The 25,541-nt window shown below is 29.1% G+C and carries 29 protein-coding genes; 17 read left to right on the top strand and 12 right to left on the bottom strand.

Annotation, left to right across the window (positions count from 1 at the left end; translation table 11 throughout):
* Positions 1 to 61: 61 nt before the first annotated feature.
* From Q0731_RS09720 to Q0731_RS09710, 3 genes are read left to right on the top strand one after another with little or no spacing between them, the layout of a single operon-like run.
* The gene (locus Q0731_RS09720; RefSeq protein ID WP_299063310.1) at positions 62 to 610 is read left to right on the top strand and encodes an RNA polymerase sigma factor; all 549 of its coding nucleotides are present in this window, start codon (positions 62 to 64) and stop codon (positions 608 to 610) included.
* Between the two features lie 33 nt (positions 611 to 643).
* Complete coding sequence (locus Q0731_RS09715) at positions 644 to 1,189, top strand: hypothetical protein (protein WP_299063308.1); 546 nt, start codon at positions 644 to 646, stop codon at positions 1,187 to 1,189.
* A 4-nt stretch (positions 1,190 to 1,193) separates the two neighbouring features.
* Positions 1,194 to 1,643 (top strand): sensor of ECF-type sigma factor, encoded by a 450-nt coding sequence (locus Q0731_RS09710; RefSeq protein ID WP_299063305.1) that lies wholly within the window; start codon positions 1,194 to 1,196, stop codon positions 1,641 to 1,643.
* Positions 1,644 to 1,684: 41 nt separating this feature from the next.
* Here Q0731_RS09710 and Q0731_RS09705 read toward each other — a convergent pair whose 3' ends face one another.
* From Q0731_RS09705 to idi, 6 genes are all read right to left on the bottom strand, one after another.
* Positions 1,685 to 1,879, bottom strand: coding sequence for a hypothetical protein (locus Q0731_RS09705; RefSeq protein WP_299063303.1), 195 nt, complete (start codon positions 1,877 to 1,879; stop codon positions 1,685 to 1,687).
* A gap of 128 nt (positions 1,880 to 2,007) precedes the next feature.
* Positions 2,008 to 2,268 (bottom strand): hypothetical protein, encoded by a 261-nt coding sequence (locus Q0731_RS09700; protein WP_299063299.1) that lies wholly within the window; start codon positions 2,266 to 2,268, stop codon positions 2,008 to 2,010.
* A 39-nt stretch (positions 2,269 to 2,307) separates the two neighbouring features.
* Positions 2,308 to 3,009, bottom strand: a complete 702-nt coding sequence (locus tag Q0731_RS09695; RefSeq protein ID WP_299063296.1) for an HAD family hydrolase — start codon at positions 3,007 to 3,009, stop codon at positions 2,308 to 2,310.
* Between the two features lie 3 nt (positions 3,010 to 3,012).
* Positions 3,013 to 3,744 (bottom strand): 3-deoxy-manno-octulosonate cytidylyltransferase, encoded by a 732-nt coding sequence (gene kdsB, locus Q0731_RS09690; RefSeq protein WP_299063293.1) that lies wholly within the window; start codon positions 3,742 to 3,744, stop codon positions 3,013 to 3,015.
* Positions 3,745 to 3,774: 30 nt separating this feature from the next.
* Positions 3,775 to 4,188, bottom strand: coding sequence for a 6-carboxytetrahydropterin synthase (locus Q0731_RS09685; protein WP_299063291.1), 414 nt, complete (start codon positions 4,186 to 4,188; stop codon positions 3,775 to 3,777).
* A complete protein-coding gene (gene idi, locus Q0731_RS09680; RefSeq protein WP_299063289.1) occupies positions 4,181 to 4,699 on the bottom strand; it encodes an isopentenyl-diphosphate Delta-isomerase in 519 nt (172 codons plus the stop codon). Before idi ends, Q0731_RS09685 begins: the two co-directional genes overlap by 8 nt.
* 121 nt (positions 4,700 to 4,820) lie before the next feature.
* Between idi and Q0731_RS09675 the strand changes: the two genes are divergently transcribed.
* The 4 genes from Q0731_RS09675 (at position 4,821) to Q0731_RS09660 (ending at position 9,860) form a co-directional block, all read left to right on the top strand.
* Positions 4,821 to 5,528 (top strand): peptidylprolyl isomerase, encoded by a 708-nt coding sequence (locus Q0731_RS09675; RefSeq protein ID WP_299063287.1) that lies wholly within the window; start codon positions 4,821 to 4,823, stop codon positions 5,526 to 5,528.
* A 198-nt stretch (positions 5,529 to 5,726) separates the two neighbouring features.
* Positions 5,727 to 7,319: a peptide chain release factor 3 gene (locus Q0731_RS09670; protein WP_299063284.1), complete on the top strand. Its 1,593-nt coding sequence runs from the start codon at positions 5,727 to 5,729 to the stop codon at positions 7,317 to 7,319.
* Between the two features lie 5 nt (positions 7,320 to 7,324).
* Positions 7,325 to 8,917 (top strand): hypothetical protein, encoded by a 1,593-nt coding sequence (locus Q0731_RS09665; protein ID WP_299063279.1) that lies wholly within the window; start codon positions 7,325 to 7,327, stop codon positions 8,915 to 8,917.
* Between the two features lie 10 nt (positions 8,918 to 8,927).
* Entirely contained in the window at positions 8,928 to 9,860 is a 933-nt protein-coding gene (locus tag Q0731_RS09660) for a peptidylprolyl isomerase (RefSeq protein ID WP_299063276.1), read from the top strand.
* Between the two features lie 123 nt (positions 9,861 to 9,983).
* Here Q0731_RS09660 and Q0731_RS09655 read toward each other — a convergent pair whose 3' ends face one another.
* On the bottom strand, positions 9,984 to 10,208 hold the full coding sequence (locus Q0731_RS09655) for a hypothetical protein (protein WP_299063273.1): 225 nt from the start codon (positions 10,206 to 10,208) through the stop codon (positions 9,984 to 9,986).
* A gap of 68 nt (positions 10,209 to 10,276) precedes the next feature.
* Positions 10,277 to 11,677 (bottom strand): MATE family efflux transporter, encoded by a 1,401-nt coding sequence (locus Q0731_RS09650; RefSeq protein WP_299063270.1) that lies wholly within the window; start codon positions 11,675 to 11,677, stop codon positions 10,277 to 10,279.
* Positions 11,678 to 11,811: 134 nt separating this feature from the next.
* On the opposite strand from Q0731_RS09650, the gene tpx reads away from it, so the two are divergent.
* The 6 genes from tpx to ribB all read left to right on the top strand — a co-directional run bounded on the left by tpx (position 11,812) and on the right by ribB (position 18,657).
* Positions 11,812 to 12,309, top strand: coding sequence for a thiol peroxidase (gene tpx / locus Q0731_RS09645; protein WP_299063267.1), 498 nt, complete (start codon positions 11,812 to 11,814; stop codon positions 12,307 to 12,309).
* A 3-nt stretch (positions 12,310 to 12,312) separates the two neighbouring features.
* Positions 12,313 to 12,693, top strand: coding sequence for a diacylglycerol kinase family protein (locus Q0731_RS09640; protein ID WP_299063263.1), 381 nt, complete (start codon positions 12,313 to 12,315; stop codon positions 12,691 to 12,693).
* A 42-nt stretch (positions 12,694 to 12,735) separates the two neighbouring features.
* Positions 12,736 to 15,249, top strand: a complete 2,514-nt coding sequence (locus Q0731_RS09635) for a DNA translocase FtsK (RefSeq protein WP_299063259.1) — start codon at positions 12,736 to 12,738, stop codon at positions 15,247 to 15,249.
* Between the two features lie 32 nt (positions 15,250 to 15,281).
* Positions 15,282 to 15,938: an outer membrane lipoprotein carrier protein LolA gene (locus tag Q0731_RS09630; RefSeq protein WP_299063256.1), complete on the top strand. Its 657-nt coding sequence runs from the start codon at positions 15,282 to 15,284 to the stop codon at positions 15,936 to 15,938.
* A 125-nt stretch (positions 15,939 to 16,063) separates the two neighbouring features.
* Positions 16,064 to 17,515, top strand: coding sequence for an LptF/LptG family permease (locus Q0731_RS09625; protein WP_299063253.1), 1,452 nt, complete (start codon positions 16,064 to 16,066; stop codon positions 17,513 to 17,515).
* The gene (gene ribB / locus Q0731_RS09620) at positions 17,512 to 18,657 is read left to right on the top strand and encodes a 3,4-dihydroxy-2-butanone-4-phosphate synthase (protein WP_299063250.1); all 1,146 of its coding nucleotides are present in this window, start codon (positions 17,512 to 17,514) and stop codon (positions 18,655 to 18,657) included. The genes Q0731_RS09625 and ribB overlap by 4 nt, the downstream gene beginning before the upstream one ends.
* Before the next feature lie 91 nt (positions 18,658 to 18,748).
* On the opposite strand, the gene pepE is transcribed toward ribB, so the two are convergent.
* Positions 18,749 to 19,450, bottom strand: coding sequence for a dipeptidase PepE (pepE, locus tag Q0731_RS09615; protein ID WP_299063247.1), 702 nt, complete (start codon positions 19,448 to 19,450; stop codon positions 18,749 to 18,751).
* A gap of 227 nt (positions 19,451 to 19,677) precedes the next feature.
* Between pepE and Q0731_RS09610 the strand changes: the two genes are divergently transcribed.
* The 3 genes from Q0731_RS09610 to Q0731_RS09600 all read left to right on the top strand — a co-directional run bounded on the left by Q0731_RS09610 (position 19,678) and on the right by Q0731_RS09600 (position 23,264).
* Positions 19,678 to 20,469 (top strand): hypothetical protein, encoded by a 792-nt coding sequence (locus Q0731_RS09610; protein WP_299063244.1) that lies wholly within the window; start codon positions 19,678 to 19,680, stop codon positions 20,467 to 20,469.
* 30 nt (positions 20,470 to 20,499) lie between these two features.
* On the top strand, positions 20,500 to 20,997 hold the full coding sequence (locus Q0731_RS09605) for a DUF6702 family protein (protein WP_299063241.1): 498 nt from the start codon (positions 20,500 to 20,502) through the stop codon (positions 20,995 to 20,997).
* 65 nt (positions 20,998 to 21,062) lie between these two features.
* Positions 21,063 to 23,264 carry a M1 family metallopeptidase gene (locus Q0731_RS09600; protein ID WP_299063238.1) on the top strand — a complete coding sequence of 734 codons (2,202 nt, stop codon included), beginning with the start codon at positions 21,063 to 21,065 and terminating at the stop codon, positions 23,262 to 23,264.
* 87 nt (positions 23,265 to 23,351) lie between these two features.
* Here the strand turns inward: Q0731_RS09600 and Q0731_RS09595 are convergent, their stop codons facing one another.
* Together Q0731_RS09595 and Q0731_RS09590 are read right to left on the bottom strand one after the other, a co-directional pair.
* Positions 23,352 to 24,170: a lysophospholipid acyltransferase family protein gene (locus Q0731_RS09595; RefSeq protein WP_299063235.1), complete on the bottom strand. Its 819-nt coding sequence runs from the start codon at positions 24,168 to 24,170 to the stop codon at positions 23,352 to 23,354.
* Between the two features lie 53 nt (positions 24,171 to 24,223).
* Positions 24,224 to 24,850 carry a CoA pyrophosphatase gene (locus tag Q0731_RS09590; RefSeq protein WP_299063232.1) on the bottom strand — a complete coding sequence of 209 codons (627 nt, stop codon included), beginning with the start codon at positions 24,848 to 24,850 and terminating at the stop codon, positions 24,224 to 24,226.
* A 91-nt stretch (positions 24,851 to 24,941) separates the two neighbouring features.
* Between Q0731_RS09590 and Q0731_RS09585 the strand changes: the two genes are divergently transcribed.
* Positions 24,942 to 25,211, top strand: coding sequence for a hypothetical protein (locus Q0731_RS09585; protein ID WP_299063229.1), 270 nt, complete (start codon positions 24,942 to 24,944; stop codon positions 25,209 to 25,211).
* Here Q0731_RS09585 and Q0731_RS09580 read toward each other — a convergent pair.
* A complete protein-coding gene (locus tag Q0731_RS09580; RefSeq protein ID WP_299063226.1) occupies positions 25,208 to 25,519 on the bottom strand; it encodes a DUF6787 family protein in 312 nt (103 codons plus the stop codon). The genes Q0731_RS09585 and Q0731_RS09580 overlap by 4 nt on opposite strands.
* Positions 25,520 to 25,541 lie beyond the last annotated feature (22 nt).

Below are 25,541 nucleotides of genomic sequence, written 5' to 3'. Positions count from 1 at the left end.
AATTATCTAAAACATTAAACCTTTTTATATTTTTTTAGTCTAAAAGTTATAAACTATATCGTTGATAGATGAAACTCTTTTAGTAGAACAATTAAAAAATGTTCAGACCAAAGAAAAAGCGTTTAGAGAGTTAATATCACTCTATAAAGAACGCTTGTATTGGCATATTCGTAAAATTGTAATTTCTCATGATGATGCAGATGATGTTTTGCAAAACACATTTATTAAGGTTTTTAAAAATATTGATAAATTTAACCAAGAAAGTAAATTATTTTCTTGGATATACAGAATTGCAACTAACGAATCTATTACTTTCATCAATAAAAGAGCTAAAAAACGCACGATAGATATTACTGAATATCAGCAAGAATTAGCAGGTACTTTGGCCAATGATGATTTTTTTACAGGAAATGAAATTCAGCTTATTTTACAAAAAGCAATTGCTACTTTACCACAAAAACAGCAACTTGTTTTTAACATGAAGTATTTTGATGAAATTAAATACGATGAAATGTCTGAAATTTTAGAAACCTCTGTTGGAGCCTTAAAAGCATCGTATTTTCATGCAGTAAAAAAAATAGAAAACTATATAAAAAAAGAAACCAATTAAACCTTTTTATAAAAAAAAGGTCTAAAAAGTAGGATGGAAAACAAGATAAAAAATAGCGAAACATATATAAACTCAGTTTTTGGTAAAAAAACTGGTTTTTCTGCTCCTAAAAACTACTTTAATGATTTAGAGGAGCATCTTGAAACAAAATTATCAGAAGATAATTTTGCCAAAGAAAGTGGTTTTTCTGCACCTGACAGGTACTTTAAAAATCTTGAAAAGGATATTTTAACCAAAGTTAAATCAACAAAAAAAGTAACTAAAGTTATCTCTTTTAAAGAAAGGTTTTTAAAAATGATGCCTATTATAGCTGCTGCTTCTGTTATACTATTTATTGCTTTAAATTCTTTTGTATTTAGTAATAAAAATAAGATTACAATAGATGCTCTTTCTGATACAGATATTGAGTATTGGCTAGATTCTAATACTTTTAACACCAATGATATTGCTGCCGTTTTACAAGATGATATTTTAATAGAAAACGATTTTTATTTTACAACTTTAGAAGATGAAAATATTGAAGACTATATCAACTCTATTGACAATACTTTATTATTAAGCGAATTAAATGAAAACTAAGAAAATGAAAAAAACAATAACATGTATATGCCTTTATCTTTTTTGTACACTTACTTTTTTAGCTCAAGAAAAAAAAGAAAGTAGAGAAAAAATAAGAGCTCTTAAAATTGCTTATATCACAGAGCAACTTAACTTAAACTCTAGTGAAGCAGAAAAGTTTTGGCCAATTTATAATGTGTATGATAAAAACCAACATGTTTTAAGAAATGAGTTAAGATCTAATTTAAAAAATGAAATTTCAACTGATGGAATTGATGCCATCTCAGAAAAAAAAGCAGAAGCATTAATTAACTTAAAACTAAAAATTTATAAAAAAATATATCAATCTGATGAAGATTTTTTATCGAAAATAAAAAAAGTAATTTCCTATAAAAAGATTTTAAAACTTCAAATAGCAGAAATGGAATTTGGCAGAAAATTAATGAGACGCTATAAAGGGAAAAGAAAAAAATAAAAGTTAATAAAAAAAGGAAGCTATTTTGCTTCCTTTTTTGTTTATTTAATTAATGCCATACAAGAATGTAATTCTGGTTTATTAGAAGTATACTGCTTTAACCAAATTGTTAGCTCATCTATTTCATAAGGTAACAACCTACTTAATGCCTTTTGTACTTCTTTACAAAACAAATCTGAATTAAAACTCACTTTTTTTAGTACCGTTTTGGTATACTCAAACATTGCTCTAGCCATTTTTTATAATTAAATTATAGGTTTATAACGTTTACTATACTATTTTAGTATACTAAAGCTAAAGTAATAAAAAAGACCATCATTATTTAAAATGATGGTCATAAAATTTCTTTAAAAAATTGTTAAGATTATAACGAATTAATCTTATCAACTAAACCTTTTGCTTTTTCTTCTAACTCTATGTTAATAGCTTTAAAATGAGCTTTCTTATTCTCTACTTTATTTGTATTTACTTTCGCTACTAAAGCATCAAAAATAGAAATTGCCTCATCAATAATTGCATCACCTTTTTCTGGTGCATTTTTTAAGATTGAAACATCTAATGCATATTCAACAACATCTCCTAAAACGTAGTTGATGTCTTTTTTTAAGTTTTTTATACTTGCCATATTCTTATGTATTTAAAAATGCAAAAATAGGGTATTTATTTAAAAGAGCGTTAAAACTTCTTTGATATTTGATATTGTATTATAATCTAATTTTAAAGAAACACCATCTGATATTTTTTCATGTAACCAAGTTGTATGAAAAGGAATATGAATTGCAGATGCTCCTATTTCTAACAATGGTAAAACATCTGACTTTAATGAGTTACCAATCATTAAAAATTGCGATGGATGTATATCTAAATGCCGAATTAACTTCTGATAATCTTTCTCTTTTTTATCACTCATCACTTCTATATGATGAAAATAATGAAGTAAATTAGATTTTTCTAATTTACGTTCTTGGTCTAACAAATCGCCTTTTGTAGCAACAATTAACTTGTATTTACCTTGTAAAGATTGCAACACCTCTTCTACCCCATCTAACAATTCTATGGGCTTTTCTAACATTTCTTTACCAATATTTAAAATGGCTTCAATTGTTTTTTGGTGTATTTGATAATTAGACAAATCTAAAGCACATTCTATCATAGATAAAACAAAACCCTTAACACCATAACCATAACATGCAAGGTTTTTTATTTCAATCTTAAAAAGCTCTTGATCTATTTTATTTTCGGTTTCGTACTTTAATAAAAGTTTTGCAAATTGATGTTCTGCTTCTCTAAAATAAGTTTCATTAATCCATAAAGTATCATCAGCATCAAAAGCAATTACCTTTATGTTTTTACTTATTTTGTGCATATTTTAAGATTTTAAAAACTGAATTGCCTTTTCTAAATCTTCTGGAGTATCAATACCTACAGCCTCTACAGCTGTTTCTACCATTTTTATTTTTTTACCGATTTCTTGGTAACGAATCGCTTCAATTTTTTCTGCGGCTTCTAAAGGTGTCATTGGTGTGTTGTAAAAATCGATCAAAGCTTGTTTTCTAAAAGCATACACACCTTTGTGTTTGTAGTATTTTACTTCTACTTCTTTATCTCTGTAATAAGGAATTACACTTCTAGAAAAATAGATTGCTAAATTATTTACATCAGTAATAACCTTTACATTATTAGGGTTTTCTATATCTTTTTTATCAGTAATTTGTACTTTTAAAGACGCTAAATCAATTTCTTTTTTAGCATCTTTTTTAAAAATATCTATTAATTTAGATAATGAAACGGCATCAATAAAAGGTTCATCTCCTTGTACATTAATTACAATATCTGCATCAATATTTTCTACAGCTTCTGCAATTCTGTCAGAGCCACATTGATGTTCTTTTTTACTCATTATTGCTTTTCCACCAGCATTTTGTATTGTTTTAAAAATAACATCAGCATCTGTTACAATATACACTTCATCAAATAAATTGGTATGTAAAGCTGCTTCATAGGTTCTTAAAATAACAGGTTTCCCTCCTAAATCTTTCATTAATTTTCCTGGAAAACGACTTGCACTATAACGTGCAGGAATCATGGCTATTATTTTCATAAAAAATATTTAGTGGTAAGTATTAACTTTTTATTCTCCAGAATAACGCACAAAATTTCTTCGCGTTTCATACAAAGTTACTTCAATATCTAAATCTACAGGAATATGAGGTCTTAATTTATTATAAATAACAATTGAAATATTTTCTGCTGTAGGATTTAAGTTTTTAAAATCTGCAACTTCAACATTTAGGTTTTTATGGTCAAAAGGTTCTTCAATTTCTTTTTTTATCAATTCTCTTAACAAACCTAAATCATACACAAAACCAGTAATAGGATCTACTTCTCCAAACAAAGCCACAATCATTTCATAATTATGTCCGTGATAATTTGGGTTGCTACATTTCCCAAAAACCTGAAAGTTTTTTTCATCAGTCCAATCTGGATTGAATAACCTGTGTGCTGCATTAAAATGAGCTCTTCTGTAAACTTTTACTTTAGGCATTTTTTAATTTTTCAAAAGATTTATCAAAAATAATTTTAAACCATTCTGTGTAAATTTCTGGCTGCTTTTCAATGTCGTTTTTTACATCAATCAAAGTCATCCATTTAAAATTTTCTACTTCTTCTTTATTGATGTTTGGAGCATCTTCATAAAACCCAATCATTACATGGTCTAGTTCATGCTCTGTTAAACCATTGTCAAAAGGAGCTTTGTAAATAAACGAAAAAACTTCTTTTATTTCGGTAACAAAACCCATCTCTTCCTCTAATCTTCTTTTACCAGCTTCTAAATTTGTTTCTCCATCTCTTTGATGAGAACAGCAGGTATTGGTCCATAATAAAGGCGAATGATATTTACTTGCTGCTCTTTGTTGCAACATTAGCTCTCCTTTTTTATTAAAAATAAAAACAGAAAAAGCTCTGTGTAAAAGGGCTTTTTCATGTGCTTCAATTTTCTCCATCAATCCTATAGGATTGTCATTTTCATCCACTAATACAACTTGTTCTTTCATAATTGCAAAAATAAGAAAATCAAAGAGTAATAAATCATAAAATAATTACAAAACTGGTACACTTTTCTATATTTTTATTCTGATACTATATATTTGTAACTTATTAAATCTAATTTTTTTCATGACAATTTTCAGGATACTTTTTTTATCAACCTCATTGATCCTATTTTATCAATGTAAAGAAGGTACATCAACAAAAAATAAACAAAAAAATATTTTAATACCCAAAAAAAAAGATTCCATAAAAAAAATACTCAAAAAAAAAGTTACAAAACGTTGGGACAGCTTAAACAAACATAATGTTGAAGCTTTTTTTACTGAATATGGTAAAGAAAATAAGGAAAATAAAGTAATTATTAAAACAAAATTTGGGAATATTAAATTGCTGCTTTATGATGATGTACCTATCCACAGAGCTAATTTTATATTTTTAACTAAAATAAAATACTTTAACACAACAGAAATTTATAGAGTTGCCAAAAACTTTGTAATTCAAGGTGGTAATTCTGATGAAAGCTATACTAGAAAACAAAGGAGATTGTATGGCAATTACTTGTTAAAACCAGAATTTAAAAACAATAGAAAACACAAATATGGTGCATTGGCTGCTGCAAGACTGTGGAAAGAAAATCCTGATAAATTATCGAGTCCTTTTGAGTTTTATATGGTGCATAGTAGAAAAGGAGCACATCACTTAAACAACGAACATACAGTTTTTGGAGAGGTTCTTTCTGGTTTTCAAACGCTAGATAAAATATCTAAAGTAAAAGTTGGGGTTGATGAATGGCCTGTTGAAGATATTAGAATGACGATTGAGGTTTTAGATTGATGCTTATTACACAGAGATACATAAAGTTATTTTTGACACAGATTTCACAGATTTTCACAGATAAAAATAAAACATTTTTTTTTACAGAAAAGATCCTTGTAAATCTGTGAAATCCGTGTCTTTTTTTTCTTTTTATCCCTTATAAATCACTATAAAAATTATAGAATAAACCCTATATTTGCAGCTCAAAATTTGTAGATGAGTTTTTTAAAAGAAATAGCACGTAGAAGAACCTTTGGTATTATATCACATCCAGATGCTGGTAAAACAACACTCACAGAAAAACTGTTACTTTTTGGTGGAGCAATACAAGAAGCAGGCGCTGTAAAAAACAATAAGATAAAAAAAGGAGCTACTTCCGATTTTATGGAAATTGAGCGTCAGCGTGGAATTTCTGTAGCTACTTCTGTTTTGGCATTCATCTATCAAGATAAAAAAATAAATATTTTAGATACACCTGGCCATAAAGATTTTGCTGAGGATACTTTTAGAACTTTAACTGCTGTAGATAGTGTTATTGTGGTTATTGATGTTGCAAAAGGTGTAGAACCACAAACAGAAAAGCTTGTTGAAGTTTGTAGAATGAGAAGTATACCAATGTTGGTTTTCATCAACAAGTTGGATAGAGAAGGTAAAGATGCCTTTGATTTATTAGATGAAGTGGAGCAAAAACTAGGTTTAACTGTTACTCCAATGAGTTTCCCAATAGGAATGGGTTATGATTTTAAAGGAATCTATAATATTTGGGAAAAGAAATTAAATCTTTTTTCTGGGGATAATAAAACCTCCATTTCTGAAGGTGTTGAATTTGACGATTTATCAAACCCAGAATTAGAAAAAATTGTTGGCGAAAAAGCAGCTGAAACTTTACGTGAAGAAATTGAGTTGATTAGTGAAGTATATCCAGATTTTAATCATCAAAAATATTTAGAAGGAAAATTACAACCTGTATTTTTTGGTTCTGCCTTAAATAATTTTGGTGTTAAAGAGTTATTGGATGCCTTTATAGAAATTGCTCCTTCTCCTCAACCAAAAAAAGCTGAGGAACGTTTGGTAGATTCTAAAGAAACAAAACTGACTGGTTTTGTGTTTAAAATTCATGCAAACATGGATCCTAAACACAGAGACAGATTGGCTTTTATAAAAATAGTTTCAGGTACTTTTAAAAGAAATGCACCTTATTTACATGTTAGAAATGGTAAAAAAGTAAAGTTTTCGAGTCCGAATGCTTTTTTTGCAGAAAAGAAAGAAATTGTAGATGAGTCTTTTCCTGGCGATATTGTAGGAATTCACGATACTGGAAATTTTAAAATTGGAGATACCTTAACTGAAGGAGAACAATTGAATTTTAAAGGAATTCCGAGTTTTTCTCCAGAACATTTTAGGTATGTGAACAATGCAGATCCAATGAAATCTAAACAATTATACAAAGGTTTAGACCAATTAATGGATGAAGGTGTTGCACAATTGTTTACACTAGATATAAATGGTAGAAAAGTTATTGGTACAGTAGGTGCTTTGCAGTATGAAGTAATTCAATACAGATTAGAACATGAATATGGTGCAAAATGTTCTTATGAAAACTTAGGAGTTCACAAAGCATGTTGGGTAGAACCAGAAGACATTAAAAATGATGAATTTAAAGAATTTAAACGTGTAAAACAACGTTATTTAGCAAAAGACAAACAAGGGCAATTGGTGTTTTTAGCAGATTCTGACTTTACCATACAAATGACACAAAGTAAATACCCTACTGTAAAATTACATTTTACAAGTGAATTTAAAAACTAAACCTTATGAAAAAGTATGCGTTAATTTTTACTCTTATAGCTTCTATAAATTCATTTTCACAAGAATTGAATTTAGACAATTTAAAAACCTTTTCACTGAATAATAATATTCGCTTAAATCATATTTTTATAAATCAACCAGACATTACATACTGTTACAATCCCCCAGAATGCACATCAACTTATACCTTAAAACCAAAAATGGGTTTACTAGGTTTTAACTATAATATCTCTTTGAATGATTGGCTATATACTGGTGCTGGATTTCATGGAGCTAGTATTGGAGATCAAGGAGGCTTGTTCACTTTAGGTGTAAATTTAGGTGTAAAACTCCCTATTTATAAAAACCTGTTTTTTGATGCAAACATTCATTTTGGTGGTGGTGGTGGTTTTAGAAGTTTAGTAAATGGAGGTGCAATTGTATATCCTAGTGCAGGTCTTAAATATAGCACAAAACATTTTGCTTTTGGTGCTCAATATGGAATGGTAGATTTTACCAATGGAATACAAGGAGGCGATAATTTTTCTTTTTTTGTTGAAATACCAACTTCTATAAAAGCTGCTTCTTATGCAAATTCAAATAAAAAATACGAAGTAATAGAGACTGATGACGTCTTTTGGGAGAAACCAGCATCAAAAACTGTACAACTTATTAAATTCGATTTTTTCTTCCCTAGAGGTGAAACAAGAAATGATGGTTTAGGAAACTTTAATAATACAACACCAATTACCCAAACATTACAACTTATTGGTTTTGAATACCAACGCTATGTAGATAGGAATACTTTTTTGTACGCTCATGTTGACACCATGTATAAAGGTTTAAGATCTGGCTTTATGGATGTTTTTGTAGGTATTGGAAATAATTTTATTGAAACTGAATATGTAAACCTTTATGCAAAAATGGGAATTGGCGCTGCTGGAGGAAGAATTTTTCCAGAAAACGGACTAACAATGTATCCTAGTGCAGGTTTAGATATTAAATTTAGTGAACATTTTGGATTGAGTTTACATGGAGGATACCATAGATCTATTGGAGCAACTTTTGAAGCTTTGACTGCTGGAGTTGGTTTTAAATATTTGGGGTTAAACGGAGGACATACAGATCCAAATTCAGGCGAAAAAGCAAAATATATAAAAACACAAGGTATTTCAATTGGTGTTCAAAATCAAACCTACTTTAAAGTTGCTATTTTAGATAGAGCTAAAGATCCTGATTTACAACAAATAGCATTAAAAATAAATTATGATATAAACCGTCGTTTTTATGTCGCAGCAGAAACTTCATTTGCTTATGATGGAGGTGCTGGTGGATATGCACATGGAATTTTTGGACTCGGTGTAAAATCAAACAGATTTGCACAAGGATACTTTTCTTTATTTGCTGAGGCTGCTGCTGGTGTTGCTGGAGGTGGTGGTGTAGATTCAGGAGAAGGACTATTATTAAGACCTACAGCAGGTATTAATTATCATGTTAACGACAATCTTAATTTTAATATTTCTGGTGGACAAATAAAGTCTGTATTTGGAAATGTAAATTCAACCAACATAAACGTAGGATTAACCTATAGCTTATCTATATTAAACTTAAAAAAATAAATATTAAAAAATGAATAACGGAATCTACGCAAAATTCACTACTTCAAAAGGTGATATTTTAGTACAATTAGAACACGAAAAAACACCTGGAACTGTTGGTAACTTTGTTGCTTTGGCAGAAGGAAATTTAGAAAACGCTGTAAAAGATCAAGGAACTCCTTATTATGATGGATTAAAATTCCACAGAGTGATTCCAGATTTTATGATTCAAGGTGGTTGCCCTCAAGGAACAGGAACAGGAAACCCTGGTTATAAATTTGATGATGAATTCCACCCAGATTTAAAACATGATGCACCAGGTAAATTAGCAATGGCTAATTCTGGCCCTGCAACAAATGGTTCTCAATTTTATATTACCCACGTTCCTACTCCATGGTTAGATGGTAAACATACTGTTTTTGGTACTGTTGTAGAAGGTCAAAATATTGTAGATGCAATTACACAAGGTGATGAATTAACAACTTTAGAAATTATAAAAGTGGGTGCAGAAGCAGAAGCCTTTAATGCTGTAGAAGCTTTTAGAACATTTGAAGGAGCAAGAGAACAAAGAGAAGCAGAAGCAAAAGCAGCTCAAAAAGAAATGTTAGACAAAGTTGCTGCTGGTTATGATGAAACTGCAAGTGGTTTGCGTTACCAAATCTTACAAAAAGGAACTGGAAAACAAGCAACAAAAGGTGCTGGAGTTTCTGTACACTATAAAGGTCAACTATTAGATGGTACTGTGTTTGACTCTTCTTACAAAAGAAAACAACCAATCGATTTTAATGTAGGTGTTGGTCAAGTAATTTCTGGTTGGGATGAAGGAATTCAGTTATTAAAAGTGGGAGACAAAGCTCGTTTTGTAATACCATCTAACTTAGCTTATGGATCTGCTGGTGCAGGAGGAGTAATTCCACCAGATGCTACTTTAATTTTTGATGTAGAATTGATGGACGTAAAATAGAAATATTCTTTTTTAAGACAAAAAATCTCAAGTATGTACTTGAGGTTTTTTGTATCATTAAATATGAGTTAAAAAACTCCAGTAATAAACAAGCAAAAAGTTTTTAAAATAAGTTCCCGAACTTTACTCAAACCCTTTCATTTCTTCATCATAAAAAGCACCAGCTTTGTCCATTAAATCGGCTAATTCTGTGGCAATATCTTCTTCACTTTCTCCTGTTAAATCCTCAAACCATTCAATTTCATCATCTTTTAAATTGATTAAAAAACGAGGGAATTCTGTATGTAAAACAAAAATATCTTCAGGAAAATTACTATTGTCTGCTAATAAAAATTTTGGTAATGTCATTTTATTTTATTTTTAACCAAGGGGTTTAAACCCCTTGTAATATTAGTGATACACGTTAATTTAGTTTTTTAATTCGTGATTTCGTGGCTAGTATTTTCTTTCTCTTTTATCAATTTTAAAGTTAATAAATTAAAACGGATAAATAATAAAATGGAAGCAGTTGTTAATCCTGCTAATAAGCCTAACCAGATTCCAAAACTTCCATACATTTCATCTTTTCCTAAATAATAAGAAACCGGAAAACCAATGAGCCAATAAGAAATAAAAGTAAGCAAAGTTGGTATTTTAACATCTTGTAAACCACGTAAAGCACCTAAAACTACAACTTGTATACTATCTGATATTTGAAAAAAAGCGGCTGCTAATAATAAATTTGATGCAATAGAAAGTACCTCTATATTATCTGCATAATTAGTAACATCCTTTAAATCTAAATAAATAGTAGGCAAACTTTTATGAAAAACAAAGAACAAAAGTGCAAAGAAAGTTGCCAGAAAAATGCCTAATAAAAAGATAGAAAAAGTAATTCTACGCAACTCTTTATAATTCCGTAATCCCTTTTGATTCCCTACTCTAATCATAGAAGCAACACTTAATCCCATTGCAACCATAAATGTCATAGAAGATAAGTTTAGTGCAATTTGATTTGCTGCTTGAGGATTTTTACCCAACAAACCACTCAACCAAATAGCTGCTGTAAAAATGGCGACTTCAAAAAACATTTGCATGGCACTTAAAGCCCCTAAATTGATAATTCTTTTAATCATTAAAGTGTCTAAAACAAAGAATTTTATGTCTTTCACAATTCTGGCAGATCGTTTTTTATAACGTAACAATAACCATAAGTAAACAACCATAATAATTCGTGATGCTAAAGTACCATAAGCTGCACCAACAATGCCCATTTCTGGAAATCCAAATTTTCCAAAAATTAAAAGATAGTTTAAAATTATATTGATAATGTTAGCTAATAATGTAGCATACATTGGATATTTTGTCATAGACATTCCGTCACTAAATTGTTTTATTGCCTGAAAAATAACCAACGGAATTAAAGAAAAAGCAACCAAATCTAAATACGGAATTGCCAATTCAACAACCTCTTTGGGTTGTTTCATCAAGTACATAATAGGCTTTAAAAAATAAATTGCTAAAAACAACACAATTCCTAATGTTGTACATAAAAATAGACCACTTTTGTAAGCACCTCTTGCTTGTTTTAAATTATCAGATGAATCTGCTTCAGCAATTAAAGGTGTAATTGCAGTAGAAAAACCAATACCAATAGACATGGCAATAAACATAAAACTGTTACCTAAAGAAACTGCCGCTAATTCTGCAGTACCTATTTGCCCCACCATAATATTGTCTATAAAACTTACAAATGTGTGTCCTAACATACCCAACATTACAGGTGCTGCCAATTTCCAATTGTATTTAAATTCTGATGTATATTGAGAAAGGTTCAATAGTTAAGTTTTCATTTTTTAAGACTGCGAAGATAAGTATTAATGTACAACAACTTTATAATGAACTTATCCATTTTCTAATAAAGTTTTTGAATAAAAATAGTTACTTTTGATAAACTAAAAAACATATCAAAATGGCAAATATCACATTAAAAGGAAACGCAATTAATACGATTGGTAATTTACCAAAAACAGAAACAAAAGCACCTGATTTTAAATTAACTGCTGTAGATTTATCTCATAAAAGTTTATCAGACTTCGCTGGTAAAAAAGTAATTTTAAATATTTTTCCTAGTGTAGACACAGGAACTTGTGCAACTTCTGTTAGAGAATTCAATAAAAAAGCCTCTGGTTTAGAAAATACAGTTGTTTTATGTATCTCTAAAGATTTACCTTTTGCTCAAGCTCGTTTTTGTGGTGCAGAAGGCATTGAAAATGTAGTAATGTTGTCTGATTTTGCTGATGGAAACTTTGGTAAATCATATCAGTTAGATATTGCAGATGGACCTTTGGCAAATTTACACTCTAGAGCAATTGTTATTGTTGATGAAAATGGAAATGTAGCATATACAGAACAAGTTTCAGAAATTGTAGATGAACCTAATTATACAAATGCTTTAAACGCATTGTAATCTATGAAAAACCCTAAAGATGGTTTTATAAGAGGGAGAATTCGTAGTTTAAAATTCGCATTTAAAGGAATGTGGATTCTAATGACCACTGAAGATAGTATTAAAGCACAACTATTTTTTGCTTTAATCGCTATTCTTTTAGGTTTTTATTTTGATATTTCTAATGTAGAATGGATGATTCAGTTTTTAGCAATTGGCTTGGTATTAGTTGCAGAGGCTGCCAATACAGCAATAGAAGAAATTGCCGATTTTATTCATCCAAACTATCATAAAAAAATAGGATTAATTAAAGATATTGCTGCAGGAGCACCAAGTTTTGCCGCTGTTATTTCTTTAATTATTGCAGGTTTTATATACCTGCCTAAAATTGCTTTATTATTTTAAGTAAATACTTATATTTACTACTTAAACAGATCAAAACCATTAATGGCTCTAAGTAAAAAAAGCACAAAAAAAACAATAAAAACTTCGGAAAGTAAACCGAGTATTTTTGCCTATTTAAAAACAAGACAAGCACAAACAATTTTAGGATCTTTCTTAATTCTATTGGCTACTTTTCTTTGTATCGCTTTTATGTCGTTTTTCTTTAATTGGCAAGAAGACCAAAGTACACTGAGCAAATTAACAGATAAAGCTGTTAAAAGCAACAACTTGTTAGGTAAAATTGGTGCAAGTTTAAGTCACTTTTTTATTTATGCAGGGTTTGGTATTAGTGCCTTTATTATTGTTTATCATATATTTTTAACAGGTAGAGCTGTTTTTTTAAAAAGAAAATTAGCTACTACCATTATTGCTTGGAACTGGGGTTTAGTAGCCATGTTATGGCTTTCTGTTGCCTTAGGTTTTCTGCATAGCAACTTTGCTTTATTGTCTGGCACTATCGGCTTTGAAATTAATGAATATCTACAAACCTTTATTGGTAAAACTGGCTTGGCAATTATTTTAGGTTTCTTTTTTATCACTTATATCGTTTTACGTTACAAAGTAACTTTTGATAAGTATTTAGAAGCTTTAAAAAGAAAAAGAGAAGAAAGAAAAGCTCAACAAGAATTAGATCAAAAAAATAATGACAATATTGATATTTCAGATGAAAGTTTAACCAATCAAACTGATGAAGTTTTAGTAAAAGAAAATATCGACAATAATGATATTTCTTTAAAAACTGAGAAAAAAGTAAAATCTGCCGTAGAACTTTCTTTAGAAAACTTACAACCAACCATTTCTAAACATTCTGATGTATCAACAACAAAAGAAGAAATTACTTTAAAAGTTGAAAAAGTAACTGACCCTGTTTTAAAAACTGAAATACCAGTAGAAGAAGAAAAAGAAATTCAGGAAGAAGTTGAAATGGAAGTAGAAATTGATGTTGCTGTAGCAAGAGATGAAGAACATTCTACAGAAAACTTGTCCAATCAATTGGTCAAAGATTTTGGCGAATTTGATCCTACTTTAGAATTGGGTAATTTTAAATTCCCAACGTTTAATCTTTTAAAACAGTACAATGAGTCAATTTCTATTGATCCAGAAGAATTAGAGGCTAATAAAGATAGAATTGTAGAAACTTTAAAAAACTACAAAATTGGTATTGCAGAAATTAAGGCAACTGTAGGACCAACAATTACCTTATATGAAATTGTACCAGAAGCAGGAATTAGAATTTCTAAAATTAAAAACTTAGAAGACGATATTGCACTCTCTTTATCTGCATTAGGAATTAGAATTATCGCACCAATTCCTGGAAAAGGAACGATTGGTATTGAGGTGCCCAATAAAAAATCGACCATTGTTTCTATGCACTCTGTTATTTCTTCTAAGAAGTTTCAAGAATCTACAATGGAATTGCCTATTGCTTTGGGTAAAACAATTTCTAACGAAACCTTTGTGGTAGATTTGGCTAAAATGCCTCACTTATTAATGGCAGGTGCAACAGGACAAGGAAAATCGGTTGGTTTAAATGCTGTTTTAACATCACTTTTATATAAGAAACACCCTGCAGAAGTAAAATTTATTTTAGTAGATCCAAAGAAAGTAGAATTAACCTTATTCAACAAAATAGAGCGTCATTATTTAGCAAAATTACCAGGAGAAGAAGAGGCTATTATTACAGATACCACCAAAGTTGTACAAACATTAAATTCGCTTTGTATAGAAATGGACAATCGTTATGATCTATTAAAAAATGCGATGGTTCGTAATATAAAAGAATATAACTCTAAATTTAAAAAACGGAAATTAAACCCTAATGATGGACATCAATTTTTACCATACATTGTTTTGGTTATTGATGAATTTGCCGATTTAATTATGACTGCTGGTAAAGAAGTAGAAACACCAATTGCACGTTTAGCACAACTTGCCAGAGCTATTGGTATTCATTTAATTGTAGCTACACAAAGACCTTCTGTAAATGTAATTACTGGTATTATAAAGGCAAATTTTCCTGCAAGAATTGCGTTTAGAGTTACCTCTAAAATAGATTCTAGAACTATTTTAGATGCTGGAGGTGCTGATCAACTAATAGGACGAGGAGATTTATTATACACAGCAGGTAATAATTTAAATAGAATACAATGTGCCTTTGTAGATACCCCAGAAGTTGAAAAAATTACCGATTTTATTGGTTCTCAAAAAGCCTATGCAGAAGCACATGTTTTACCTGAATATGTAGATGACGAAAGTGGCACAAGTATTGATGTAGATATTGCAGACAGAGATAAATTATTTAGAGATGCCGCAGAAATTATAGTAACAGCACAACAAGGTTCTGCCTCTCTTTTGCAACGTAAATTAAAATTAGGTTATAATAGAGCTGGTAGATTGATAGACCAATTAGAAGCTGCTGGTATTGTTGGTGGTTTTGAAGGTAGTAAAGCAAGACAAGTTTTAATACCAGATTTTATTGCATTAGATCAGTTGTTAGAAAACGAAAAAAATCAATAGAGTCTTATTATAATTGAAAAAAAAATATAATTATGAAAAAAATAGCAATCTTATTTTTAAGTTTATTAGTAACTTCTATTACTTTTTCACAAAATTCAGAAAAAGCGAAATCACTTTTAAATGAAGTTTCAACTAAAATGGGTGCATATAAAAATATGTCTATCAATTTTAGCCAAACGTTAAGTAACAAAGAAGCAGGAATTAATGAAGGAGATGAACCACCAATTAGAGGTAAAATTACTTTACAAGGCGAAAAATACAGTTTAAATTACTTAGGAAATCAATTTATTTTTGATGGAAAAAAACTGTACGTAATTAATAATGACGAGAAAGAAGTTACTATTACAGATGGAGATATGGGAGGAGATGATGGTTTTATTTATCCTTCAAAATTATTAACTTTTTATAACGAAGGTTACAATTTTGCTATGGGTAATTTAAAAAACTTAAACGGCAGACAAATACAATTAGTTACCTTAAACCCTATAGATAGTAATTCTGATATTGTAAAAGTAGAACTTGCAATTGATGCTAAAACGAAGCATATTTACAAGTTGATTCAAACGGGTTCTAATGGCTCTAAAACCACCTTTACAATTACAGAGTTTAAAAGCAACACATCATTGTCTGACACTTTCTTTACTTTTGATGTAGAAAAATATAAAAAACTAAAATTCTCAATAGACTAATATTAAACAAACTAAATTTAAAATGATTCATGATTATTGTAAATCGTTTTAATGTTTATTTAGTTACAATCCAATTAACAGAAAATTAGTAGCTTCTTTCATCATAAGAAGCTACTTTTGCGAAGATGAAAATTTTAGACAAATACATCCTAAAAACGTTTTTAGTACCTTTTTTAGCTACGTTTCTAATTGTGCTTTTTGTACTGGTAATGCAAATACTATGGCAAGCCTTTGAAAACATTGCTGGTAAAGGGGTTAGCTTACCTTTTATCTTAAAATTTTTGTATTACACAACCTTAATGGTAATACCTCAAGCCTTGCCAATTGGAGTACTTTTATCTTCTATAATGGCATTAGGTAACTTAGGAGAAAACTACGAATTTGCCGCTGCAAAATCTGCAGGAGTTTCTTTACAACGTTTGGTTAGGCCTTTGGTTTTTTTAACGATTCTTTTTAGTGGAATTAATTTTTTGTTTTTAAATAATATTTATCCTTATGCAGTTTTAAAACAAAAAAACTTATATCATAACATTAAAAAGAAACAACCTGCAATGGCATTAGTACCTGGCAGTTTTAATAGCGATTTACCTGGTTTTCAAATTAAATTTGATGAAAAATACGGCGAAGAAGAAAATTTATTAAAAAACGTTTTAATTTATGATTTATCTAGCAATAAAGGAAATCAAAAAGTAATTACAGCAGAAAGAGGAAAAATTGTTTCTGAAGAAGGAAGTCGTTATATTACTTTTATTTTATATGATGGTTATTATTACCAAGAACATATAAAAAAAGGTACAACCGCTCAGAAAAGAAAAAAAATGCCAGCCTCTAGTGCCACATTTAAAGAGTACGAATTTAATATTGACATGTCTTCTGTATCAGATAATGACTTAGACAAGACTGATTATAAGAAAAACTATATGATGTTAAGTGTAAATCAGTTAGGAGATACAATACCTAATTTAAAAGAGAACTATGACGAAACTTTACGTCTAAAATCTAAAAATATTTATGCTTCTGCAATGGCTAAGGATTTGTATAAATATCCTGATTCTATAAAAGCAAAAAATATCAATCCAAATGTTTTAGAAAATTTTGATTTAAATGATAAAATTAACATTTTAAATTCTGCTTCAACAAAAGCAGGAAGAATATTGAGTTCTGTAAAAAATAGTAAAACATCTATAAAATATAAAAGAAAAAACCTTAACTTTTTTGATACAGAATATTATAACAGAATTGCTTTTTCATTATCCTGTTTAATTCTCTTTTTTATTGGAGCACCTTTGGGTTCTATCATTAGAAAAGGTGGTTTTGGTTTGCCAATGATACTTGCAATAGCTATTTATGTTACCTATTTTTTTAGCAATACTTTTGGTAAAAATTTGGCAGAAGAAAGTTCTATATCCGCCTTTTTAGGCTCATGGATTGCAGCAATTATTATGGTTCCTATTGGAATATTACTAACAAGAAGAGCCACAAAAGACAAAGGAATTTTTAATGTAGGTGCAATTACGCAACCAATTATAACATTCTTTAAAAAAATATTTCTAAAAAAAGAAGCACAAACATTATGACAGCTCAAAACACAAAAAACAGCACACAATTAAATACTATTTCTGATGCCATTGAAGACATTAGAAATGGTAAAGTAATTATTGTTGTTGATGATGAAAATAGAGAAAATGAAGGCGATTTTTTAGCAGCTGCAGAAATGGTTACACCAGAAATGATCAATTTTATGGCAACTCATGGTAGAGGCTTAATTTGTGCTCCTTTAACAGAAAATCGTTGTAAAGAATTGGGCTTACATGTAATGGTAAACAACAATACAGATCCTATGGAAACTGCTTTTACAGTTTCTGTAGATTTACGTGGTAAAGGAGTTACAACAGGTATTTCTGCATCAGATAGAGCTTTAACAATAAAAGCTTTAGTAGAAAAAGATACAAAACCTTTTGATTTGGCCAGACCTGGACATATTTTTCCATTGATTGCAAAAGAAGGTGGTGTTTTAAGAAGAACTGGGCATACAGAAGCATCCATTGATTTTGCTCGTTTAGCAGGTTTACAACCTGCAGGTGTTATTGTTGAAATTATGAATGATGATGGAACAATGGCACGTTTACCTCAACTTTTAGAAGTTGCAAAAAAGTTTGATATTAAAATTGTTTCTATTGAAGATTTGGTTGCTTATAGAATGGAACATGACTCTTTAATTGAAAGAAAAGAAGATTTTGATATCAAAACCAGATTTGGCGATTTTAGAATAAGAGCTTATCAACAAACAACCAATAGTCAAGTTCATATTGCTTTAACAAAAGGGTCTTGGTCTAAAGATGATGCCATTTTAACAAGAGTAAATTCTACTTTAGTAAACAATGATATATTAGGGACTTTAACAAATAATGCTGATCAAAAATTAGAAAAAATGTTTAAAGCAATAAATGATGCAGAAAAAGGAGCAATCATTTTTGTAAATCAACAAAATCAATCTCAAAACTTATTAAGTAGATTGTCTATTTTAAAAGAGAGCCAAAAAAATGGAAACATGAAAGCTCCTGAAATTAAAATGGATAACAAAGACTTTGGTATTGGTGCTCAAATATTACACGATTTAAATATTCGTAAATTAAAGCTTATTACAAATTCTCAACAAACTAAACGTGTTGGTATGATTGGTTATGGACTAGAAATTGTGGATTATGTTACTTACTAGCTTTTAGCTTTTAGCTTTTAGCTTTTAGCTTTTAGCAAAATTAATTTTTTAACCTTAAAGCTAATTCTAAATTTAAAATTTTGAAGCTAATTTAAACAACTACCACTACTCCACTTTCTAACTCAATAGCTTCTTTATTTTGCTGAAATAATGTTGCAGTATATTGTCCTTCTAAAATAATTTTATCAGCATTTACAGAAAGCCAACTTCCTTCTCTTAAACCTAAAACAGGTATGTTATTAAAAACATGAAATTCTTTAATACGCGTTTCTCTTGTTTCTCCCATGTGTTTAGAGCTTTTAACTGAATCTATATAATGAGCGTTAATATTAAAAGGAATACATCCTAAAGTTGTAAAACTTGGTGGATATACAATTGGCATATCATTAGTATTCATCATATTAACACCACAAATATTACTTCCTGCACTTGTGCCCAAATAAGGAGTCCCTGCTTCTATTACTTCTTTTAAGGTTGATAAAACATCGTTTTTATATAGTTGATTTACCAATTCAAAGGTATTACCTCCACCTGTAAAAATAGCTTCCGCATTTTCTATGGCTTTTTTAGGATTTTCGAATTCATGGATTCCTTTTACATCAATATTGATCGTAGAAAAAGTTGTTTTTACAATTGATGAATATGCTTCATAAGAAATGCCACTTGGCCTTGCATAAGGAATAAAAAGCAACTGCTTCACTCCTTTAAAATGGACTTTTAATCTTGGTAATAAATAAGATAAATAAGTACCTCCATAAATGGTTGATGTGCTTGCAAGAATCATTTTTTTCATATTTTAAAAATAGGACTTTTGTACTACACATTAAGTTAGAATCATACTTTTAATTTATAGTTTTCTTATCATGAATTTACGAATTAAACTCATAATTTAGAAAATAAAAAATTACATAAACCTTAAAAAAGCATCACTCTTAATAAAGTGATGCTTTTTTTAGTTTAACACAAGTTTATAAGTCCGTTAATACAATTTTAAGAAACATTACTACTTTCTTTGTATTGATGCAAAAACTATTTTTCTATTTCTTACTATTTATAGCCTTTAAATCAACCTCACAAGAAAATAAAATATTTATTTCAGGGAGAATTATAGATTCTTTAGGTATTGTTAAAAATGCGAATATCATCAACCTAAAAACAAAACAAGGTACTTTTTCTTTTGATGATGGTACTTTTGCCACTTTTGTAGCTATAGGAGATTATTTGCAGATAACTTCTGTACAGCACATTACAAAAAAAATTAAAATCACTAAACAAAATATAAAATCTAAATTTTTAACTATAAAACTAAAATTTAACACAATAATTTTAGATGAATTCAATTTAAAAAGACATAATTTATCAGGTAAATTGGACGTTGACGTTAAAAAAATACCAACCAAATTAAGGGATTCTCTATTAAAAAACACACTAGATTTTTCTGAAATCAATTTTAAAGAAATAGACCCTAGAATTGACGAAAACATTAAAGCGAAACCACCAATTGTAAATACTGTTCCTAATTTTTATGAAGGAATTGGAACAAAATTCAAAGTAACTTTTAAAGATAAAGAAGGTATTTTACGCAGAAAATTAGCTCGCAAAAAAGCGTTTCCTGAAAAATTATTGTTTGAATTAGGTACTAAATTTTTCTTTGAAGAATTAAAAATTCCAATAGAAAATTATTTTCATTTTTTAGAATATTGCAACCCTTTAGGAATCGAAAACCTACATAAAGAAAATAAAATTTTAGAACTTATAAAAATCTTTGAAAAAGAGAGTGTTACATATTTAAAAATCATCAAAAAAGAGTAATTTGGCTTCCTATTAATTTTTTACATCAATATGAATATTAAAAAAATATTTTTCCTTTTATTTTTAATACCACTACTCTCCTTCTATACTCACAAATATTATTTAAGTCTCACTCAAATTGAATTTAGAAGCGAAAAACAAGTAGTACAAATAATTATTAATGTTTTTATGAATGATATAGAAACTGCCCTAAATAAAGACTATAATATTGATTTAAGATTGCACACAAAAAAAGAATTAAAAAATAACGATGTGTATTTTATAGAATACTTAAACAAAAACTTGCAGATAAATATTGATAAAACTCTCAGAGAATTTAACTATATAGGCAAAGAATATGAAGGCGATTTGGTGTATTTTTATTTAGAAATTGAAAATATAAGAGAAGTACAAACCATAGAAATTGAAAATAAAATTTTAACAAATTACTTTTCAGAACAAAAAAACTTAATAAAAGCTAAAGTGGGTAAAAAAAACAAAAGCGTTCTGTTAGAAACATCTAATACTAAAGGTTTGCTAAAATTTTAATCTATAAAAACCTTTTAAATTAAGTATTAATAATTTAATCATCAACTAAACCCAAATTTAAAAAAATGAAAAAACACTTTTTATTCCTATTCTCTTTATTATTTGTTGTAGCAGGCTCTTTTGCACAAGAAAAAAAAGAAGAAAATAAAACACAACAAGGACACACTGATCAAAACAAATTTAGACAACTTAAAGATGTTTTGGCAACACCAAATGATCAACACACAGCTTCTGGAGCTCCAGGGCATCAATACAAGCAACAAAAGGTTGATTATATAATGGATATTCGTTTAGAGGAAAGCACTAACACAATTTATGGAAATGAAAAAATTACATATCATAATAATTCTAAAGATCAGTTAGAATATTTATGGGTGCAGTTAGACCAAAACATGAGATCAGATGATTCTAAAACTCCGCTATCAAAATCAGAAGGTGCAATGCCATTTATTACTACAGAAAAGTTCAAAGAAACTTACATGAAAAAAAGTAATGGATTTGGTTTTAATATAGAAAAAGTAGAAAGTGATGGTAAACCTTTATCTCATTTTATAAATATTACAATGATGCGTATTAATTTACCAAAGCCATTGGCTTCTGGAGATACTTTTAAATTTAGCATTCAATGGAATTACAAAATAAACGACATCAATAAAGATGGTGGTAGATCTGGTTTAGAAACTTTTGCTGATGGAAATAACAATTACACCATTGCTCAGTTTTTTCCAAGATTGGCTGTGTATAATAATGTAGAAGGCTGGCAAAACATGCAATTCTGGGGCAGATCAGAATGGGCTTTAGAATTTGGAGATTATGAAGTAAATATTACAGTCCCTGCAGATCATATTGTAGATGCTACTGGAGTTTTACAAAATGAAAAGGATGTTTTATCTAAAGAACAACGTAACCGTTGGAAAAAAGCAAGAAATACGTTTGACAATCCTGTAATGATTGTTACACAAGCAGAAGCAGAAGAAGCTGAAAAAGGAAGAGCTAAGAACACAAAAACATGGAAATTTAAGGCACAAAAAGTACGTGATTTTGCATTTGCATCCTCAAGAAAATACATTTGGGATGCAATGGCTACCAACATAAATGGTAAAAATGTTATGGCTGTTTCGTTGTATCCTAAAGAAGGAAATCCTTTATGGGAAGAACATTCTACAAGAGCCGTTGCAACAACACTAGTAGAATACTCTAAACTAACGTTTGATTATCCGTATCCAAAAGCAATTTCTGTGCATTCTGAAAGACAAGGAATGGAATACCCTATGATTTGTTTCAATTATGGACGTCCAAATGCAGATGGAACATATTCTGATAGAGTTAAAAAGGGAATGTTAGGTGTTATTATCCATGAAATTGGACATAACTTTTTCCCGATGATTGTAAATTCTGATGAAAGACAATGGACTTGGATGGATGAAGGCTTAAACTCTTTTGTACAAATTTTAGCAGAATTAGTCTATGACCCAGTATTATTTGCAACAAACCCAGCAAAAGAAATTACAAAATATATGAGTGGAGACCAAAGTAACATATCTCCTATTATGTCTCAAGGAGATTATGTAAAACAGTTTGGTCCTAATGCATATACAAAACCAGCTGCTGGTTTATATATGCTAAGAAAAACCATTATGGGACCAGAATTATTTGACCATGCTTTTAGAACCTACTCTCAAAGGTGGATGTTTAAACATCCTACTCCTGCTGATTTTTTTAGATCTATGGAAGATGCATCTGCAATGGATTTAGATTGGTTTTGGAGAGGTTGGTTTTATACAACAGATGTTACAGATATTGGTATTAAAGAAGTTAAGCCATTATATTTAACAGACAAACCAAGTGAAAGAGTTACCAAACTAAAACAGCAATACAAACAATATTTTGATAACTTAGGAGATTTAGTATACATTACTGATAAAAAAGAGGATGCAAACCCTAAAGCTATGGATGCTTTTGCAGATGGTAAAGAAGTACCTTCTTATATATATGCTGTAGAGTTTGAAAAACCTGGTGGTTTAGTAATGCCAATTATTGTTGAATTAACGTATGCTGATGGAAGTACAGACAGACAAACTTTTCCTGCTCAAATTTGGATGAAAGATGATACTTCTGTAAAAAGAGTATTTGCTTCTTCACAAGAAATTAAAAGTATTGTGATAGATCCAGACTTTGAAACTGCAGATGTAGATACTTCAAATAATAACTGGCCAAAGAAAACATCTAATAGATTTGATGTATTTAAAGAAAATACAAACAAATAATTAGTTACATATTTATTGCTAATAAAACAAAATCCCTCACATATTTGTGAGGGATTTTATCTTGTATACTTTTATATTTTATCAAGATTAAGAACTCCAGAATTCTCTTTTCTTATTTAGCTCTTCTTCTTCTTTAGTAAGAGCTGCTAATTCTTTAACTGATAAGACTTTTAAAAATGACGGATGTTGCTCTATCGCAAATTCAATCTTGGTAACAATATCTGCAATGCTTTCATTGTTATAATCTATCTCTAATGGCTCTTTAATAACCATAGATTGTAACACATTTCTTTTCTTTATATTCAATCCTTTTTTATCAAAAGAACGCCTAAAGCCATCAATTACTATAGGTACTACAATAGGTTTTATAGTTTTTATAATATGAGCTGTACCTCTTCTAATTGGTCTAAAAGGTGTTGTTGTTCCTTGTGGAAAAGTAATTACCCAACCATCTTTTATAGCTTTTCCAATATTAGAAATATCAGAATTTTTAACTTGTCTGTTTACATCTTTACCAGCACTTCTCCATGTTCTATCAATAGAAACAGAACCTCCATAAGCCATTATTTTTGGTAAAATACCAGAACGCATTGTTTCTCCTGCTGCAACAAAATAAATATTTACTTTAGGATTTAATATGTAACTAACATTTTTAATAGAGTCATTTCTTCCTTTTAAAGAAGCATTAAAAACATGAAACATTGCTGCTACATCTGCAAAATAAGTTTGATGATTAGAAATAAATAATACATTTCTATCTGGTAAATTTCTTAAAATATCTGAACCCTCTATTTGTAAGCTATTAAATTTACGATATCTTCTGTGAGACACTAGTCCAAAAAGTATAATAACCAATTTCTTAAGAAATAGAAATTGACCAAATATATTCCTTTTAAATAAAGGCATTTTAATTATTTTTATAAATTGATAACAAATCTACAAAAACAAATATTAAGTTACTACTCTAAGAGTTCTTTAATTTCAGAAAGCATCATTGCTGTTGCACCCCAAACAATATAATCCTCAAATTTAAAGCAAGGTACTTCAACGTTATTCATATAGGAAGTATTTACCTTTACAGTTGTAATACTTTTATCATTTATCAAATCGCTTAATAGAACGTCAATAATTTTGTCTACTTCATAATTCAAGATAAAATTAGGACGTTTGTTTACAATTCCTAAAAAAGGAGTTACTAAAAAGTTACTTGGTTCAATAAATACTTCTGTTAATTCTCTTAGTATTCTTATAGATTTTTCTGGAACACCCACTTCTTCAAAAGTTTCTCTTAATGCTGTTTTTTGAAGATTTAAATCTATTTGATCTTTTTTACCTCCAGGAAAACTTATTTGTGCTGAGTGAACACCTTTATAACTAGCTCTTTGTGTTAATAAAAAACAGGTTTCATTTTTATCATTAGGATAAAACAATGCTAATACTGCTGCTTTTTTGGGATTGTTTGCTTTTATCTTAGTTAAATTATATTTAACACGCATTTTAGGTGCTAATTTAAATTGAGCCTTTAAACCACCTAACTCAACTATTTTTAGTTGGTCAATTTTATGTATGAAATCATTAAAATTCACTTAAAACATTTACTTTTAACAAACTTATAGTTTTCACTTTTGAATACATACTATTTGGCAATAATTTTAATTCAAACAATAAAAATTAAATATGAAAAACAAATATAAAAAATTAGGTTTAAGTATTATTCTAGATGCTGTTGGACTTATTCCTATTCCTTTTTTTGATGCAGTTTGGGCTCCATTATCTGCTTATTTTATGACAAAAATGTACAAGGGTAAAGAAGGAAAATTAGCTGCTATAATTAGTTTTATTGAAGAGGCTTTTGCAGTATCTGATGTGCTACCAACTTTTACAATAATGTGGATTTATACTTATATTATAAAAAAGGAAAAACAAGAAGAAATTATTGAAATCTAATCTTGTTTGTTAAACAAAAAACCAAGACCAAGCCTACTTAAAAACTTTTTTTCAAAGTCCCAAAAGAATTTAAACTGACCAAATACCCAACCTACAATAGGAAGCGTAGTTTGATAAATTGGAAAAATTAATAAAATTCTTAATGGCCAATATATCCATAGGTTTGTAGTTTCTTTAGAGATTCCTATAAAACTAGTAATGGGTTTAGCAATCCAAGTTGCAAAAGAACCATTAATTGCAAATACAATTAATATTGCAATAATAGACCAGTTGTTATCTATACCCCAACGTTGTTTCAATTTTTCCATATAAATGCAAAATTACAATTAG

The sequence above is a fragment of the uncultured Polaribacter sp. genome (assembly GCF_947497695.1).
GTDB lineage: Bacteria > Bacteroidota > Bacteroidia > Flavobacteriales > Flavobacteriaceae > Polaribacter.
Note: the sequence above shows the minus strand (reverse complement) of the source record. Positions and strands in the feature narration are given on the sequence as shown.